Origin of the sequence: Rhodanobacter thiooxydans (assembly GCF_030291135.1) — a bacterium.
Lineage (GTDB): Bacteria > Pseudomonadota > Gammaproteobacteria > Xanthomonadales > Rhodanobacteraceae > Rhodanobacter > Rhodanobacter thiooxydans_A.
On sequence record NZ_CP127409.1, the window covers coordinates 3,094,439 to 3,111,374 of the forward strand.

Consider the following 16,936-nt stretch of genomic DNA (forward strand, 5'->3'; position numbering starts at 1 on the left):
CGCTCATGCTGAAGCTGCATGGTGAATGCTGGGTGATCACCGACAGCGCCGCCGGCAACCAGCGCCAGGCGTTGGCGCTGGCCGAATACCTGCAGCTGCCGCTGCGCCACCTGGTGCTGCAGCCGCGGGCGCCGTGGTCATGGCTGGCGCCGCGACTGGCATGGGGCGGTCGGCTGGCCCTGCCCGCACGCCAGCGCCAGCTGTTCGCGCCGCCGTGGCCAGCGGTGGCGATCGGTTGTGGTCGCGCCGCCGCCCTGTTCACCCGCTTGCTGCGCCAACTGGCCGACGGCCAGTGCCATACCGTGCAGATCCTGAACCCGCGGATCGACCCCGCGCTCTGGGACACGGTGATCGCACCCCGCCACGACCAGCTCGACGGCCCCAACGTGCTGCGTCCGCTCGGCTCGCTGAACTCGGTCGACGACGAGTGGCTGGCCGACGGCCGCGATGCCTGCCCCCAATTCACCGAACTGCTGCAGCCACGGGTCGGCGTGCTGCTTGGCGGGCCGCGCCAGGGCATCGCGCTGGGTGCGGATTACGCCCTGCGGCTGGTCGCGCGCCTGCTGGAACGCCACCGCCGCGAAGGCGGCAGCCTGCTGGTGCTGGGCTCGCGGCGCACCCCGCCCGCACTGGTCGAGATCTTCCGGCACGAACTGAAAGGCGTGCCGGGCCTGGTCTGGGCCGGCCCCGACGATGGCCGCAACCCCTACCCCGGCGTGCTCGGCTGGGCCGACCGCCTGGTGGTCACCCCTGACTCGGTGAACATGCTCTCGGAAGCCTGCGCCGTCGGCTGCCCGGTGGAAACCCTGGTCAGCGCGCCGCTGCCGCCGAAGCTCGCGCGTTTCCACCAGTCGCTGCGCGAAGCCGGCCTGCTGCACGACCTCGATGCGGCGTCCGGCCGGCAACCGCCGTTGCGGGAAACCGCCGCCATCGCGGCCATCCTGTGCGAACGGATCCGTGCCCGGCCGGGCGAATCATGAAGTTTCGCGCAGCCAGCGCAGCCAGCCAGACGCCAACAACGCACCCAGCTGCGGCGCCAGGGGCGCATGCAGGATCTCGGCGGACAGCGGCGCCGTGACCACCAGCCCGACGCAGGTGTCCCGTCCATCCTGCTTGGCGCGGTACAGGGCCAGATCCGCCAATTCGAGTGCCGCGTCGAAGCTGGTCTTGTCGACCTGCGTGGCCAGCGGATGCATGCTGAAACCGATCGAGCAGGTCAGCCGGATCCTGCCGCCGCGACCATTCGCGAATTCCTGTGCCGCAATGTCGTGACGCAGGCGCTCGGCGATGGCCATGACGCCGGCGGCATCGACATCCTTCAGCAGCAGCAGAAACTCCTCCCCGCCCCAGCGCACGGACATGTCGCTGCCACGCTGCGCCTTAATGAGCAGGCGACCCAGCTTGCGCAATACCTCATCGCCCACCGCGTGGCCGTAGTTGTCGTTGATCTGCTTGAAGTAGTCGACATCGATCTGCACCACGCCGGCGCAGGCTTCGCCGGAAAGCACCTCGGGCAGCCGCGCCAGCAGGTAACGCCGGTTGTGCAGCGCGGTCAGTGTATCGGTATGGCTTTCCTCGGCCAGCGCAAGGTTGGTCACGCGCAGGCGTTCAAGCGCGCGCACGAGCTGTTCGGTGCGCTGGTCGACCTCCGCCTCCAGCCATGCATTGCGCCGGCGTTGCCGACGCATGCTCCAGCGGACCAGCAGGAACAGGGCCAGGCACAGCAGCAGGATCGCCGCCACCCGAACCGACACGCGTTCATGCCAGTACGGCCGGACCTGGATCGCCAGATCCGCCTCGGGACCGAAGTCGGGGGCGCTGGGAAGTGCGGCGGCGACACGGAAACGGTAGTGGCCCGGCGGCAGGTGCGTGTAGTACACGACGCGCCGGGCGCCGGCGTCCTGCCAGTCCGCGTCGTAGCCTTCCAGCTTGTAGCGGAACCGCAGCGCACCCACGCGCAGGTAGGGCGCGGTGTAATAAACCGCCAGGTCGCGTGCGCCCTGGCGCAGGTCGAATGGCTGGCCCGGAAACTGCCGGTCGCCATGCTCGATGGACTCGATCATCGCCTGCGGCGGCTTCGGCTGCTTGTCGAGCGCACGCGTGTCCAGCCTGAGCGCGCCATCCGTCGTGCTGTACCAGATCGCATCACCATCGATCAGGCTGCGCGAACCGGCACCACCGTTGCAGCAGCGCGTATTGTGCAGGGCGGTGGCGCGTTCTTCGCCGGCCAGCAGCTGCGGCATCACCCGGCGTGGCGGCGAACCCGGCAACGGCAGTTGCGCCAGCGGCAGCCGCCAGGCACCGGCGATCGAACCGACGTAGAGGTCGCCATCGAGGACATCGAGCGTCCAGGCGTTGTCACTGGGCAGGCCATCCCGCTGGCCGGTCATGCGCAATCGCCCGTCCTGCATCACGCCGATGCCGGCATCCGTGGTGGCAATGCCGAGCATGCCTGGTTTCAGCATGACCACGCGGGTGACGAAGTGGCCACGCAGCGGCGCCGCCCACGCCGGATCCTCCACCCGGCCATGGCGCAGTTCGCGCACGCCATCCTCGGTGCCCAGGTACAGATGATCCGCCGCCAGCGGCAGGATCCAGCGGATGATCGAGGCGGCAGCCGTGGCAGCCGGATCGGCCCGGCTCAAGCTGCCCTGCTGCAAGCGGTACAGGCCGCCGGAAGTGCCGATCCAGAAGTCGTCGTCGGCCACCTCGCGGATGTCGTTGATCTGCCGGCCGTCCAGGGCGGACAGGGCCGGCGGGGTGACATTCCTGCCCCGCTCGTAGACGGCGACACCCGCGCGCGTGCCGACCCATAGCCGGCCCCGGCGGTCGTAGTACAGCTCATAGGCCGAAGGATTCGGCAGCGCGCTGCCGGGGATCAACGGCTGCGCGCGCTTGCCGTCGAAAGTCTCCACGTCCGAATTGGTGCCGAACACGATCTTCCCGTCCGGCGCCCGCACGATGCTCCACACCAGGGAATCGAGCACGCCGTCGCGGGTCGACACGCTTCGCGTCCAGCCATTCCAGGCCCGGTACAAGCCGCCGATCTGGGTACCCATCCACAGGTTGCCGGCGCGATCCTCGTGCAGTGCCCGGACCCACGGGTGGCGCGCGATGTCGCTGTCGGCCACCCGTTCCAGCGTCGCGTCGGGCAACCGTCGATAAAGAGCCTGCACGGTACTGATCCACAAGGTCCCGTCGCGATCGGTCAGCAGGCTTTCGATCGACGCGGTATCGAGTTCGGGGCTCAATCCGGCCGGAACGATGCGATCTCCGTCCACACGCATCAGTCCGACCTGCGTGCCCAGCCATACGCTGCCACGGACCAGTGCCATGTGGTTGATGAGCACGGGCCGGTGGTCGGCGCGAGTCGGCTGCATGCACGTCATCGCCGGCGGATCGATTGCGGGATCGAGACGGCACAGGTGGCCGGACCCGCCGACCCACAGCACCTTGCCATCGCGCAACAAGCTGAAGGCCGCTCCGGCATAGCCGGCCAGCGGGGTGATCCTGTCGTTGTGCAGCTGCGCCAGGCCGTGCGAGGTGGCCAGCAGCGGCGTGCCGTCACCGGCATCCGTGATCGCATTGACCGCGTCACCATCCCAGGCCGTGAAGTGGCCGTCGCGTTCGCGCAACAGGCCGCGGGCGCCGCCAAACCAGACCTGCCCCTGCGGGTCGGCCCATGCCGCGGAGAGCATGCTGGTGTCGACACCGGTGCTGGCCCGGTCGAACGTGGTGAAATGCGTGCCGTCGAAACGCGCCACGGCGGCCTGCGTGCTGAGCCACAGGAAACCAGCCCGGTCCTCCGCCATGCCCAGCACGGTGATCTGCGGCAGGCCCTGCTCGACGCTCCAGTGATCGACGACGAACGTGTGGAACGGTGTGTGCGGATCCATCGCCGCCGCCGGTCGTACCCCGGACATGCAGACCGTGATCATGAGCAGGATCGTGTAACGTCCCCGTGCCATGCTCCCCCTTGCCCTGACGTCAGCCTTCCGCTGGTTGCCCGGACTTGCAGACCGCCCCGGCTTCGCTAGCTGGCAAGGTATCAGAAAGCGCGCCGGCGATACCGGCCGATCGACGCCCGGCTGGACCCGCTGGCCGACGGCACCAAGGCCGGGACTGATCCGTGGCCATCGCCGGCCACGCCGCTCACGCCGCCGACCCCGCCCCGGAGTCGCCGGATGCATCGAACGCGAACCCCAGCGCAGCGGTGATCTCGCGCACGCTGCCGCACAGCTGCTCCAGTTCCGCATCGCGCGGCGCGACGCGCGAACGCAGGTCGAGCGTGCAGGCCAGTGCGCGCTGCAGCAGGTCGGCGTGGGCCACGGCGAGAATGGCCGCCTGGTTGCTGTCGAGCAGACCGGCGGCGCGGCAGGCCTCGATCAGGCCGGCGTTCGCGGTGACGCCGAGCAGGGCCGGCTGCCCGGCCGCGTGCGCCAGCACCAGCCCCTGCAGTGCGAACTCGATGTCGAGCAGGCCGCCATGGCCTTGCTTGAGGTCGAAGCGGAGCTCGTCGGAGCGGTCGCGCTCGGCGCGCCAGCGCTGGCGCATGCTGCCGACCTCGGCCAGTACGGTGGCGCGCTCGCGCGGCACCGCCAGGATCGCGCGGCGGACCCCGGCCAGTTCGGCGTTCAGCGCTCCATCGCCGGCCACCGGCCGTGCACGCAGCAGCGCCTGGTGTTCCCAGGTCCACGCCCGGCCCTGCTGGTAGGCCACGAAGGCGTCCAGGCTGCCGACCAGCAGGCCCTTGGAACCGTCCGGGCGCAGGCGCGTATCGACTTCGTACAGGCGGCCGCCGCGGGTCAGCACGGTGAGCCAGTTCATCACCCGTTGGGCCAGGCGCTGGTACCAGCGCGAGCCCTCGAGCGGCCGCGCACCGTCGCTCATCGCCTGTGCGCGGCGGCCGTCGTAGACGAACACCAGATCGAGGTCGGAGGCGAAGCCGAGCTCCTCGCCGCCGAGGCTGCCGTAACCCAGTACCGAAAAACCCGAACCGGCACCGGGCAAACGACCGTGTTGCGCCACCAGCTCGCGCTCGGCCAGCGCCAGCACCGCCGCGACCACCGACTCGGCCAGCGCGGCCAGCCGGCGCGCGGTGGCCACTGCGTCGGCGCGGCCGTCGTTGAACGCCAGGCCCAGCCGGAACGCGGTGGAGGCCTTGAACTCGTTGATCCGCTCCAGCTCCGCTTCGGCCTCGCGCTCCTCCAGCGTGCCCAGTACGCGGGCGATCTCGGCGGTGATGTCGGCGCGCCTGAACGGCAATTGGTCGATGCGCGGGTCGAGCACGTCATCCAGCAGCAGCGGCTGCGCAATGACGCGCTCGGCCAGGAACGCGCTGTCGGCGAACAGCCGCACCAGCCGCCGTCGCGCCGCCGGCTGCTCTTCCAGCAGGGCCAGATAGGACGAACGCCGCGCCACCGCCTGCATCAACCGGCACAGGCGCAGCAGGCTGGCCACCGGCGCCGCGGTGGCGCGGGCGACGTCGAACAGTTGCGGCATCAGGTGGTCGAGCCGCTCGCGCGAGCGCGGCGACATGGCGCGCACCGCCGCGGCTTGCGGCAATTTCAGCAAGGCATCGGCCAGCTCGGCGCCGGGCGCGAAGCCGGAGGCTTCCAGCGTGGCGGCGTCCAGCGATTCGTCGCAGGCGCGCTGCCACAGCAGTTTGTCGGCGGCCGGCACGCGGGCCGCGCGGCCGCCCTGCGGCATCAGCACGGCGGCGAATTCCTCGCTGACCACCGCGCGCTGTTTCGCCAGGGCCGCCTGCAGGCTGTCCCAATCGGGATGGTCGAGGCTCAGCGCGATGCGCTCGCGGCTCAGTGTATCGGCGGGGATGTCGTGGGTTTGTGCGTCGCGCAGCATCTGCACGCGGTTCTCGACCCGGCGCAGCAGCACGTAGGCCTCGCGCAGCATGCGCGCGCGCGCCGCGCCGATGTGGCCGCGCGCCTCGCAGGCGGTCAACGCACCCAGCAGGCCGCGCACGCGCAGGGACGGTTCGCGGCCGCCGCGGATCAGCTGGGTCAGCTGCACGATGAACTCGATCTCGCGGATGCCGCCGGGGCCAAGCTTGAGGTTGTCGGCGAGATCCTTGCGCGCCACTTCCGCGTCGATCAGCGCCTTCATCTCGCGCAGCCCGGCGAACGCGGTGTAGTCGAGGTACTTGCGGTAGACGAACGGGCGCAGCAGCTCCTGCAGCTGCTTGCCGGCGGCGCGGTCGCCGGCGACCGGGCGCGCCTTGATCCACGCGTAGCGTTCCCAGTCGCGGCCCTCGCTCTGGTAGTACTGCTCCATCGCGGCGAACGACAGCGCCAGCCGGCCGGCGTTGCCGAACGGGCGCAGGCGCAGGTCGACCCGCGCGCAGATGCCGTCCATGGTCGGCTCGTTCAGCAGGCGCACCAGCTGGCGGCCGAGCCGCACGAAGTACTCGCTGTTGTCGAGCGGGCGCGCGCCGTCGGTCTGGCCACCCTGCGGATAGGCGAACACCAGGTCGATGTCGGAGGAGAAGTTCAGCTCGCTGCCGCCGAGCTTGCCGAAGCCGATCACCAGCAACCGCTGCAGCGCGCCATCGGCAGCGCGGCCGTGGCCATAGCGCGAGGCCAGCGCGCGTTCGGACCAGCCCAGCGCGGCCTCCAGCAGCGCCTCGTACAGCACGCTGGTGGCGGACAGCGTTTCCGGCAGTTCGTCCAGGGCGTTGACGTCGCGGAACACCAGCCGCAGCGCCTCGGCATGGCGGAAGCGGCGCAACGCCGCCATGCAGGCGGCCTCGTCGTCCGGCAGCTTCAGCGCGTCGATGCGCGCGCTGGCGTCGCTGCCCGAGCGCAGCCGTTCCAGCCCGGCCGGCGCCAGCAGCTGCGGCTGGCGGCACCACACGTCGAAGGCGAAGTCGCTGGCCAGCAGGGTGCGGCGGATCCGCTCGGCCACGCCGGCGTCGTCGTGCAGCGGCACGCCGGCAGCACGGCAGCGGGCGGCCAGTTCGCCGTAGCGGTCGTCGATCAGCGCGCGCAGCGCGGTGGATTCCGGGTGGGTCATCCAGCCATTGTGCCGCACGGAGAGCGGTTGCCGGCAGCCGGCCGGCAACCCGTGACGCCAGCTTGAACAAGCCGCGTGCAAGCCCGAAACTCGCCGGCCACGCCTATCCGCGGTTCATCTCGATGTCATTACATTGACAAGTCCAACCCATGACAGTAACCACGGAACTGCCATGCCCCTGAATTCCGCCAACCCGTCCACACGCTGGCGCGTCATCGTCCCCCGCGTCGTGCTGCTGCTGTTGCTGGCGCTGGTCTTCGTGCTGCTGACCGGGCTGCTGGATGGCGGCGTCGGGGTGACCCCGCTGCGCCTGTTCGACCAGGCCCGCTACCCGCTGGCCAACGCCTGGCCGGGCCTGCTGCTGGCCGGCGTGCTGCTGGCGATCAGCCGGCGCGCGCTGCTGTCGTTCGCGCTGGCGTTCCTGCTGCAGGGGCTGCTGTACGCGGTGAACGTGCTGAAGGTGGCGAACCTCGGCACGCCGCTGCTGCCGGACGATTTCCGCATCGTCGGCCAGTTGCGCAAGGGCGGCATGCACATCCTGTCCGGCTACCTGCCGCACAGCCCGTGGCCATACCTGGGCCTGTTCGCCGCGGTGGCGCTGATTGTCGCGGCATGGCGGCTGGAACCGCCGCTGTTTGCGCGCCGCACACGCGGCGCACGCCTGCTCGGCGGCAGCCTGCTGGTGCTGGCGCTGGCCAGCATGCTGACCGGCCTGCCCGCCTGGGCGAAGGTCTACAACGCGAAGACGCTGTGGCTGGAACCGTGGTCGGCGATTTCCACCACCACCCATTCCGGCCTGGTCAGCTCGCTGATGCTGTTCCACCTGCACTACGGCCAGGGCCAGCGCAAGCCGGATCGCGCCGCGGCCATGAAGCTGATCGAGCAGTCCGCGCCGGCCCTGCTGCAGTCGATGCAGGCGCCGACCGCCGCCGGCGAACTGCCGGACATCGTGGTGGTGCAGAGCGAGTCGTTCTTCGACCCCGCCATCATGCGCGGCTACGAGCACAGCAGCTTCACGCCGAACCTGCGCCGGCTCGCCGCGCACGGCACCAGCGGCAAGCTGCATGTGCCGACCTTCGGCGGCGGCACCATCCGCACCGAGTTCGAATTCCTCACCGGCCTGTCGCTGCGCTATTTCGACAACCTGCAATTCCCCTACCTGCAGATGAGCCACAAGGCACTGCCGGGGCTGGTGCGCACGCTCAGCCGGCACGGCTACGCCACGCTGGCACTGCACGGCAACGACCCGGCGTTCTGGAACCGCACCACCGCGTTCAAGGCGATCGGCTTCGACCGCTTCGTGTCGCAGGCGTCGTTCCCGCCCGGCGCGGCAAACGACGGCAAGTACATGGCCGACAGCGCGATGACCGACGAGATCCTGACCCAGCTGAAGGACGATGGCCCGCCGCAGTTCATCTTCGCCATCAGCATCGAGGCGCACGGCCCGTACGACGTCGAGCCGGCCCACATCGCCGAACGCGACGCGATCCCGGTGCCCGCCGGCATTGATGGCCGCGACAAGCGGGAACTGCAGACCTACCTCTACCACCTCCAGCACGCCGACGCCGAGCTCGGCCGGCTGGTGAAGCTGCTGGCCCAGCGCCAGCGCCCCAGCGTGGTGCTGTTCTACGGCGACCACCTGCCGGCGCTGAGCAACAGCTACCAGACCACCGGCTTCGTCGACGGCGGTGACATGCTGGGTCAGGCCGGTGTGTGGCTGCTGGTCGACCCGAAGCACCCGGGCAAGCGCAGCATCGTCGACACCGCCTCCTGGCTGCTGCCCGGCAAACTGCTGGCGCACGTCGGCATCCACGATGACCCGTACTTCGCGCTGACCGCACTGGTCGGCCCGCCACTGGCCGCGCTCACCGAAGCCCCCGGCGCCCCACCGTTGCCTGAAGACGACGCCCAGCAGCAACTCGACCACGCCATGGCCAGCATCGACCAGCTGCGCATGAACGGCAAGCTGGACAAGCTGTTGCCGCAGCCAGCGGCGGCGTCACCCGGTCATATCGCCCAGCACGACGCATCGCCGGTACCGCTGCCCGCATCCGCCACGCGATGAGCGGACAGCTCCGGCCCTCGCGCCGGGGTGCCGTTCAGCGAACTGTCCGGCAACTGAAGGCCGCGGCGCCGAATTCAGACGACAGTCGGGAAGCAACTTCTAGTTTCGACGTGTCCGTGGGACAGCGCACAGCGCGCCTCGCGGCATTCCCCAATCGTGGAGGTCAATACCATGCGCAAGACCATGCTTTCCGCCCTCGTCCTCGGTGCCAGCGTATTCACCGCGTCCGCCTTCGCCCAGGCCAACCTCGGCGGCGCCGCCCGGGTCGATGCCGGCGTCCATGCCGGCGTCGCCGCACCCGGTGCCATGCACGCCGCCGACCAGGCCACCACCCAGACCGAACGGACCCTGCATCGCAGCAGTTCCCACGTGAAGCACCATGCCCGCAAGGCCGTCGACAAGACCCGCTCAACCGTCAATGACAACGCCAATAGCCACGCCAACGTGAATGCCAATGGCACCATCGGCGCCGACGCCGGCGACTCGCACGCCGACGCCAACGCCAATGTCGACAGCGGTGCCGGCCTCGACACCGCCGCCACCGCCGGCAAGGCCGGCGACATGGGCCAGGGCGTGGGCGGCGAGGTGCGCGACGCCGCCCACTCGGCGATCCAGTCCAGCGACCGCGCGGCTGGCTCGGTCGGCGATGCGGTGAAGGGTATCAACGCCAGCGGCAACGCCGGCGTCAGTGGCAGCGCGAACGCCCACGGCCACTGAGCCGGCCAGCACCGTCCGGGCCTGTCGTCCGGACCGGCAACACAAAAAAGAAAACCCCGCCTAGGCGGGGTTTTCTTTGGTCGTGCCCTGGATACGGGCTTAGAAATCCATGCCGCCCATGCCACCCATGCCGCCGCCCATGCCGCCACCGCCGTGGCTGTGGCCTTCGTCCTTCTTCGGCAGCTCGGCGACGATCGCCTCGGTGGTGATCGCCAGGCCGGCGACCGACGCGGCGTGCTGCAGGGCCGTGCGGGTCACCTTGGTCGGGTCCAGGATACCCATCTCGACCATGTCGCCGAACTCGCCGCTGGCGGCGTTGTAGCCGAAGTTGCCCTTGCCTTCCTTGACCTTGTTGAGGATCACGGACGGCTCTTCGCCGGCGTTGGCGACGATCGCGCGCAGCGGCGCTTCCAGCGCGCGACGGGTGATCGCGATGCCCAGGTCCTGGTCGGTGTTGTCGCCCTTCAGGCCTTCGACCGCCTTCAGCGCGCGGATCAGCGCGACGCCGCCGCCCGGCACCACGCCTTCTTCGACGGCCGCACGGGTCGCGTGCAGGGCGTCTTCGACGCGGGCCTTCTTTTCCTTCATCTCGACTTCCGTCGCGGCGCCGACCTTGATCACGGCCACGCCGCCGGCCAGCTTGGCCACGCGCTCCTGCAGCTTCTCGCGGTCGTAGTCGGAGGAGGTCTCCTCGATCTGCGCCTTGATCTGGCCGATGCGCGACTGGATGCGCTCGGCTTCGCCGGCGCCGTCGATGATGGTGGTGTTTTCCTTGGTGATCACCACGCGCTTGGCGCGGCCCAGGTCACCGATGGTGGTCTTCTCCAGTGACAGACCGACTTCCTCGGACACGACCTGGCCATTGGTGAGGATCGCGATGTCTTCCAGGATCGCCTTGCGACGGTCGCCGAAGCCCGGCGCCTTGACGGCGGCGACCTTGACGATGCCGCGGATGGTGTTGACCACCAGGGTGGCCAGCGCCTCGCCCTCGACTTCCTCGGCGACGATCAGCAGCGGCTTGCCGGCCTTGGCGACGGCTTCCAGCACCGGCAGCAGCTCGCGCACGTTCGACACTTTCTTGTCATGGATCAGGATGTACGGGTCGTCCAGCTCGACCTGCTGGCTCTGCTGGTTGTTGATGAAGTACGGCGACAGGTAGCCGCGGTCGAACTGCATGCCCTCGACCACGTCGAGTTCATTGTCCAGGCCCGAGCCTTCCTCGACCGTGATCACGCCTTCCTTGCCGACCTTCTTCATCGCGGTGGCGATGATGTCGCCGATGTTGGTATCGGAGTTGGCCGAGATGGTGCCGACCTGGGCGATTTCCTTGTCGTTCGCGGTGGGGTTGGACAGCTTCTTCAGCTCGCCCACGGCGGCGATCACCGCCTTGTCGATGCCGCGCTTCAGGTCCATCGGGTTGATGCCCGCGGCGACGGCCTTCAGGCCTTCCTGGATGAACGCCTGCGCCAGCACGGTGGCGGTGGTGGTGCCATCACCGGCGACGTCGGAGGTCTTGGAGGCGGCTTCCTTGACGATCTGCGCGCCGAGGTTCTCGTACTTGTCGGCCAGCTCGATCTCCTTGGCGACGGACACGCCGTCCTTGGTGATCGTGGGGGCGCCGAAGCTCTTCTCGAGCACGACGTTGCGGCCCTTCGGGCCCAGCGTGACCTTGACGGCATTGGCGAGCGTGTTCACGCCCTTGAGGATGCGCGAACGGGCGTCTTCGCCGAAACGGACTTCTTTAGCGGACATAAAATTTTTCCTTGAAAAATTTTTAATAAGTAATGGGAAACGTCACGAAAGAGCTACAGGAAGGAGCCAAAGGCGACTGGCGTGCGCGGTTTTGAATTTCACTCGCGCTCAGACAATCAGGCCCCCCATCAGCCCTCGATCACCGCCACGATGTCGTCTTCCTTCAGGAAGACCAGCTCTTCGCCGTCGATCTTGATTTCCTGGCCGGCGTACTTGCCGAACAGCACCACGTCGCCGGCCTTCAGCGACATCGGGCGCACCTTGCCGTCGCTCATGATCAGGCCGGTGCCGGCGGCGACGACCTTGCCGCGGGTCGGCTTCTCGGTGGCGCTGTCGGGGATGACGATGCCGCCGGCGGAAACGCGCTCTTCTTCTAGACGCTTGACGATGACGCGATCATGCAACGGACGCAGTGTGCTCATGGACGACTCCAGCTGACTTAGGTTGTTGATGAACAAGGCTTTCAAGACCCGGACCGGCGATCCTGTTAGCACTCGAAGTAAATGAGTGCCAATTTTACGGGTATGTGACCCCGCTGCAAGAGATCTTTGTACGGGGGATGCAACAGCTAATTGGGCGAACCAGCCGGCGTTTCAAGGGCGCGCCGCAAAATCGCCTGCAGCCAGCGCAGCCGGCGCGACCCGGGTACGCTTCGACCATGACCCCGACCGACCCTGCCACCGTCCTGCTTTGCCATTGCAGCTGCCCGGACGCCGCCAGCGCCCAGGCCATCGCCGAGGCGCTGGTCGGCGAGCGGCTGGCCGCCTGCGTCAACCGCCTGCCCGCCGTCCATTCCACCTATCGCTGGCAGGGCGTCGTGACATGCGACAGCGAGGAGCTGCTGCTGATCAAGACCACCGCCGGGCGCTTCGACGCGCTGAAAACCCGCCTGCTCGAACTGCACCCGTACGAACTGCCCGAATTGATCGCGGTGCCGGTGCAGCGCGGCCACACGGCCTACCTGGACTGGGTGCGCGCGGCGACCGGCGGGACGACGCAAGACTGCTGACAGCCCTTGTCAGTGGCAGGGCGTCAGACTGTGCCCTCCCCACTTCGCCCTCCCTGAAATGAAGAAGACCGACTACGCCGTGCTGCTGTCGCTGGGCGCTCTGTGGGGCGGCTCGTTCCTGTTCATGCGGCTGGGTGCCGGCGCCTTCGGCGCGCTGCCGCTGGCCGGGTTACGCGCGATCGGCGCGGCGCTGTGCTTCCTGCCGCTGCTGGCCTCGCGCGCGCGGCTCGCCGAATGGCGGGCGCACTGGCGACCGATCGCCGTGGTCGGGCTGACCAACTCGGCGCTGCCGTTCGTGCTGTTCACCTTCGCCACGCGCAGCCTGCCGGCGGGCCTGGCCTCGATCATCGACGGCATGACGCCGATGTTCGCCGCGCTGATCGGCTGGCTGTGGCTGGGCCAGCGGCTGGATGCCTGGCGCGGCGCCGGGCTGGCGATCGGCTTCGCCGGCGTCATCTGGCTAGCCGAGGGCAGCCTCGCGTTGGGGCCGGGCGCGGGCGTGGCGCTGCTAGCCTGCGTGGCCGCCACCGTGCTGTACGGCTATGCGGTGCATTACACCCACCTGCGGCTGGCGGGGGTGACACCGCTGGTGGTGACGGTCGGCAGCCATATGGTCGCCGCGGGGCTGCTGTTGCCGACGACGCTGCTGGCGTGGCCGGCACAGGCACCGCCGCTGCAGGCATGGCTGGCCGCCGCGGGGCTGGCCGTGCTGTGCACGGCGCTGGCCTATGTGATGTTCTTCTGGGTGCTGGCGCGGGTCGGCGCGACGCGCATCATGGTGATTCCCTACCTGATCCCGGCGTTCGGCGTGCTGTGGGGCGCGCTGCTGCTCGGCGAGCCGGTGAGCACCCGTATGCTCGGCGGCTGCGCGGTGATCCTGCTGGGCACCGCGCTCACCACCGGACTGGTGCGCAGGCGCCACGTGGTGCCCTCACTGGCGATTGAGGAGGCATAAGGCCGCAAGGAACGGAAGCGCGATCGGCATGGTCCATAATGGCTGTCCTGCCGTTGTGCCACTGGAATCGCGATGCGCCTGATCACCGGCCGCCTGGCCGCCCGCCTGCCCGCACTGGTCCTGCTGCTGCTCGGCCTGCTGTGCGCCGTGCCCGCGTCGGCACAGGACACGGAAAGCCTGCTGCCAGTCACCGAGGCGTACAAGCTGAGCACCGACACCGCCACGCCCGGCGTGCTGAAGCTGCACTGGACAATCGCGCCGGACTACTACCTCTACCGCGGCCGCATGAAGTTCAAGGGTGGCGACGGCGTCACCCTCGGCGAAGCGCAGCTGCCTGACGGCGAGAAACACCACGACGAATACCTCGGCGACGTGGAGACCTACCACCACGGCGTCGACGCCAGCATTCCGTACACCATCGCCGCCGGCACCACGCGGCTGCAGTTGAGCGTGCAGTACCAGGGCTGCCACGAGGTCGACCCGAAGATCTGCTACCCGCCGCATACCGAGAAGCTGGACCTACCGCTGCCGGCCAATGCCGGCGTCGCGACGACGCCAGCGACCGGCAGCGCACTGGGCGCGGCGCTGAACCGGCTCGGCAGCAACGCAGGCGTCGCCACGACCGGTGCGCCGCTGCCGGCCGAGCAGGCGTTCCGCTTCGAGGCGCTGGCGCAGGGACCGGGGCAATTGCTGCTGCGCTGGACGATGCCAAAGGGCTACTACCTGTACCGTGACCAGACCACGCTGAAGCTCAAGGATGCCGCCGGTCTCACGCTGCATCCCGCATGGCCGGCCGGTACCGCGCACCACGACGAACACTACGGTGACGTCACCGTGTACTTCGACCAGGTCGAACTACCGGTGACACTGGAAGGCGACCTGGCCGGGCGCAAGCAGCTCACCCTGCAGGCGAGCTTCCAGGGCTGCCAGGACGGCGGCCTGTGCTATCCGCTGATGACGCGCGCGGTGGAGATCGACCTGAACAGCGGTGCGGCAACATCCGGCACGCCGGCGCCGGAGCTGCCACCAGCCGATCTCGCCGGCGGCCCGCTGCAGGTCAGCCTGCTCGCCGCGCTGCTGCTGGCGCTGGGTGGTGGCCTGGTGCTGAACCTGATGCCGTGCGTGCTGCCGGTGCTGTCGATCAAGGCGGTCAGCGTGCTGGAAAGCGGCGACAGCCAAGCCACCGCGCGCCGGCATGCCCTGTTCTATACCGCCGGCGTGTTGTGCAGCTTCGCCGCGCTGGGGCTGGGCATCCTTGCGCTGCGCGCAGCCGGTCATGCGCTGGGCTGGGGTTCGCAGCTGCAGCAGCCGCTGCTGGTCGGCGCACTGGCCTGCGTGATGCTGGCGGTGGGCCTGTCGATGTCCGGCGTGGTGCAGTTCGGCGCCTCGCTGGGCAATACCGGCGCGAATCTGGCCAACCGTTCCGGCCCGGCCGGCGACTTCTTCACCGGCGTGCTGGCGGTGGTGGTGGCCAGCCCGTGCACCGCGCCATTCATGGGCAGCGCGCTGGCGTATGCGTTCGCCGCGCCGATGCTGTCCGCGCTGGGGGTGTTCCTGGCGCTGGGCGTGGGGCTGGCGCTGCCGTTCCTGGCGATCGGTTTCGTGCCCGCGCTGGCGCGCCTGCTGCCGAAGCCGGGGCGCTGGATGGAAACGCTGAAGCAGGTGCTGGCCTTCCCGATGTATCTCACCGCCGCCTGGCTGGTGTGGGTGCTGGCGAACCAGCGCGGCGCTGATGCGGTCGGCCTGGTGCTGGTGGCGATGGTGCTGCTGGCGATGACGCTGTGGTGGTTCGAGCGCAGCCGCTCGCGCGGCATGCCCAGCAAGATTGCGGTGGCGGTGCTGGCGCTCGCCACACTGGTGCCGATGTACCTGCTCGCCCACGTGCCGCCACCGTCGGCGGCCACCACGGCCGAGCAAGGCGTGGTCGCCTACAGCCCGCAGAAGCTCGCCGAACTGCGCGCGGCCGGCACGCCCGTTTTTGTCGACATGACCGCCGACTGGTGCGTCACCTGCAAGGCGAACGAGCACGCGGTGCTGGGCACGCAGGCGTTCCGCGACCTGCTGCAGCGCACCGGCGCGGTCTACATGAAGGGCGACTGGACCGACGTCAACCCGACCATCAGCGCGTTCCTGCAGCAATACCATTCGCCCGGCGTGCCGCTGTACGTGGTGTTCCCGAAAAACGGCGGTCCCGGCAAGCAGTTGTCCACCGTGCTGACCCGCTCGATCGTCGAGCAGGCGCTGACGGAAGCGGCGCGCTGATGTTGAGTCGCAGCAACTGGCTGATCCTCGGCCTGGCGGTACTGGCCGCCGCGCTCGGCGGCTATGCGCAACACCGCCGCCAGCAGCCGGCGCCAACAGATACGGCTGCGATCGGCCAGCCGCTGCCGGCGATCAGCCTGCCCGACCTCGACGGCAAGCTGCATCTGCTGAGTGATTATCGCGGCCGCCGGGTATTGCTGAATTTCTGGGCCAGCTGGTGCGTGCCCTGCCTGGCCGAAATGCCGGCACTGGCACTGGCGCAGGGAAAGTTCGGCGAAAACGCACCGATCGTGGTCGGTATTGCAATGGATGAACCCGTTCACGTTCGGACCTTTTTGGCCGCACATCCGGTGAATTACCCGATCTTGATCGGCCAGATGGGCCCGCCAAGTACTTCGTTGCAACTGGGCAATATCCGTCAGGTGCTCCCCTATAGCGTGCTGATCGGTGCCGATGGGCGCATCTTGGCGACACATGCCGGCCCGTTGTCGGCGGTGCAGCTGGAACAGTGGCTGGCGCCAGGGCAAGCGCAACGCTAAGCCAGCGTCGACATACGCCGACGCACGGAAACCCGACGCTTCTCCGTCAAACATCGCCGATCTGCAGCGAACTGGACAAGATTCCCGACTGCGCGCACACTGCGCCGGGTTCCGGGACCTCCGGACGCTGGCTGGACGGTTTCGTGGCGAAGATCCTGGTCCTGCATGGACCCAACCTCAATTTGCTGGGTGCCCGCGAGCCACAGATCTACGGCCGCGAGACGCTGGCCGACATCAACCGGCAACTGGCCGAGCGGGCGCAGGCGGCCGGGCACGAGCTGGTCTGGTTCCAGTCCAACGCCGAGCACGAACTGGTCGGGCGCATCCATCAGGGCCGCGACGACCGCACCGCGATGATCCTGTGCAATGCCGGCGCATTCACCCACACCAGCATCGCGTTGCGTGACGCGTTCGCCGCGACGGCGATCCCGTTCATCGAGGTACACCTGTCGAACGTGTTCGCCCGCGAGTCGTTCCGCCACCACTCCTACCTGTCCGACATCGCGCTCGGCGTGATCTGCGGATTCGGCGGCGACAGTTACCGGCTGGCGCTGGACGCGGCGCTGCAACGGTTGCAGGCAAGCGCCGCACCCTGACGCACCGGCCGC

12 protein-coding genes are annotated in these 16,936 nt (G+C 69.0%); 8 read left to right on the forward strand and 4 right to left on the reverse strand.

Annotated features, from left to right (window positions below):
- Window positions 1-5: 5 nt before the first annotated feature.
- A complete protein-coding gene (locus tag QQA13_RS14285; protein ID WP_108471683.1) occupies window positions 6-980 on the forward strand; it encodes a mitochondrial fission ELM1 family protein in 975 nt (324 codons plus the stop codon).
- On the opposite strand, the gene QQA13_RS14290 is transcribed toward QQA13_RS14285, so the two are convergent.
- Window positions 975-3,938 (reverse strand): ligand-binding sensor domain-containing diguanylate cyclase, encoded by a 2,964-nt coding sequence (locus QQA13_RS14290; RefSeq protein ID WP_159082182.1) that lies wholly within the window; start codon window positions 3,936-3,938, stop codon window positions 975-977. The genes QQA13_RS14285 and QQA13_RS14290 overlap by 6 nt on opposite strands.
- A gap of 214 nt (window positions 3,939-4,152) precedes the next feature.
- Window positions 4,153-7,029: a bifunctional [glutamate--ammonia ligase]-adenylyl-L-tyrosine phosphorylase/[glutamate--ammonia-ligase] adenylyltransferase gene (gene glnE, locus QQA13_RS14295; protein ID WP_108471892.1), complete on the reverse strand. Its 2,877-nt coding sequence runs from the start codon at window positions 7,027-7,029 to the stop codon at window positions 4,153-4,155.
- A 172-nt stretch (window positions 7,030-7,201) separates the two neighbouring features.
- On the opposite strand from glnE, the gene QQA13_RS14300 reads away from it, so the two are divergent.
- Together QQA13_RS14300 and QQA13_RS14305 are read left to right on the forward strand one after the other, a co-directional pair.
- A complete protein-coding gene (locus QQA13_RS14300; protein WP_108471685.1) occupies window positions 7,202-9,094 on the forward strand; it encodes an LTA synthase family protein in 1,893 nt (630 codons plus the stop codon).
- A gap of 171 nt (window positions 9,095-9,265) precedes the next feature.
- Window positions 9,266-9,811, forward strand: a complete 546-nt coding sequence (locus tag QQA13_RS14305) for a hypothetical protein (protein WP_108471686.1) — start codon at window positions 9,266-9,268, stop codon at window positions 9,809-9,811.
- A gap of 99 nt (window positions 9,812-9,910) precedes the next feature.
- On the opposite strand, the gene groL is transcribed toward QQA13_RS14305, so the two are convergent.
- A complete protein-coding gene (gene groL / locus QQA13_RS14310; protein ID WP_108471687.1) occupies window positions 9,911-11,563 on the reverse strand; it encodes a chaperonin GroEL in 1,653 nt (550 codons plus the stop codon).
- A gap of 128 nt (window positions 11,564-11,691) precedes the next feature.
- Window positions 11,692-11,985 carry a co-chaperone GroES gene (locus tag QQA13_RS14315; protein ID WP_007514157.1) on the reverse strand — a complete coding sequence of 98 codons (294 nt, stop codon included), beginning with the start codon at window positions 11,983-11,985 and terminating at the stop codon, window positions 11,692-11,694.
- A 236-nt stretch (window positions 11,986-12,221) separates the two neighbouring features.
- On the opposite strand from QQA13_RS14315, the gene cutA reads away from it, so the two are divergent.
- From cutA to aroQ, 5 genes are all read left to right on the forward strand, one after another.
- The gene (gene cutA / locus QQA13_RS14320) at window positions 12,222-12,572 is read left to right on the forward strand and encodes a divalent-cation tolerance protein CutA (RefSeq protein ID WP_108471688.1); all 351 of its coding nucleotides are present in this window, start codon (window positions 12,222-12,224) and stop codon (window positions 12,570-12,572) included.
- Between the two features lie 58 nt (window positions 12,573-12,630).
- On the forward strand, window positions 12,631-13,527 hold the full coding sequence (locus tag QQA13_RS14325; protein ID WP_108471689.1) for a DMT family transporter: 897 nt from the start codon (window positions 12,631-12,633) through the stop codon (window positions 13,525-13,527).
- Between the two features lie 72 nt (window positions 13,528-13,599).
- On the forward strand, window positions 13,600-15,789 hold the full coding sequence (locus QQA13_RS14330) for a protein-disulfide reductase DsbD family protein (protein WP_108471690.1): 2,190 nt from the start codon (window positions 13,600-13,602) through the stop codon (window positions 15,787-15,789).
- On the forward strand, window positions 15,789-16,328 hold the full coding sequence (locus tag QQA13_RS14335) for a TlpA family protein disulfide reductase (RefSeq protein WP_108471691.1): 540 nt from the start codon (window positions 15,789-15,791) through the stop codon (window positions 16,326-16,328). Before QQA13_RS14330 ends, QQA13_RS14335 begins: the two co-directional genes overlap by 1 nt.
- Window positions 16,329-16,471: 143 nt before the next feature.
- Window positions 16,472-16,924 (forward strand): type II 3-dehydroquinate dehydratase, encoded by a 453-nt coding sequence (aroQ, locus tag QQA13_RS14340; protein ID WP_108471692.1) that lies wholly within the window; start codon window positions 16,472-16,474, stop codon window positions 16,922-16,924.
- Window positions 16,925-16,936: the final 12 nt, after the last annotated feature.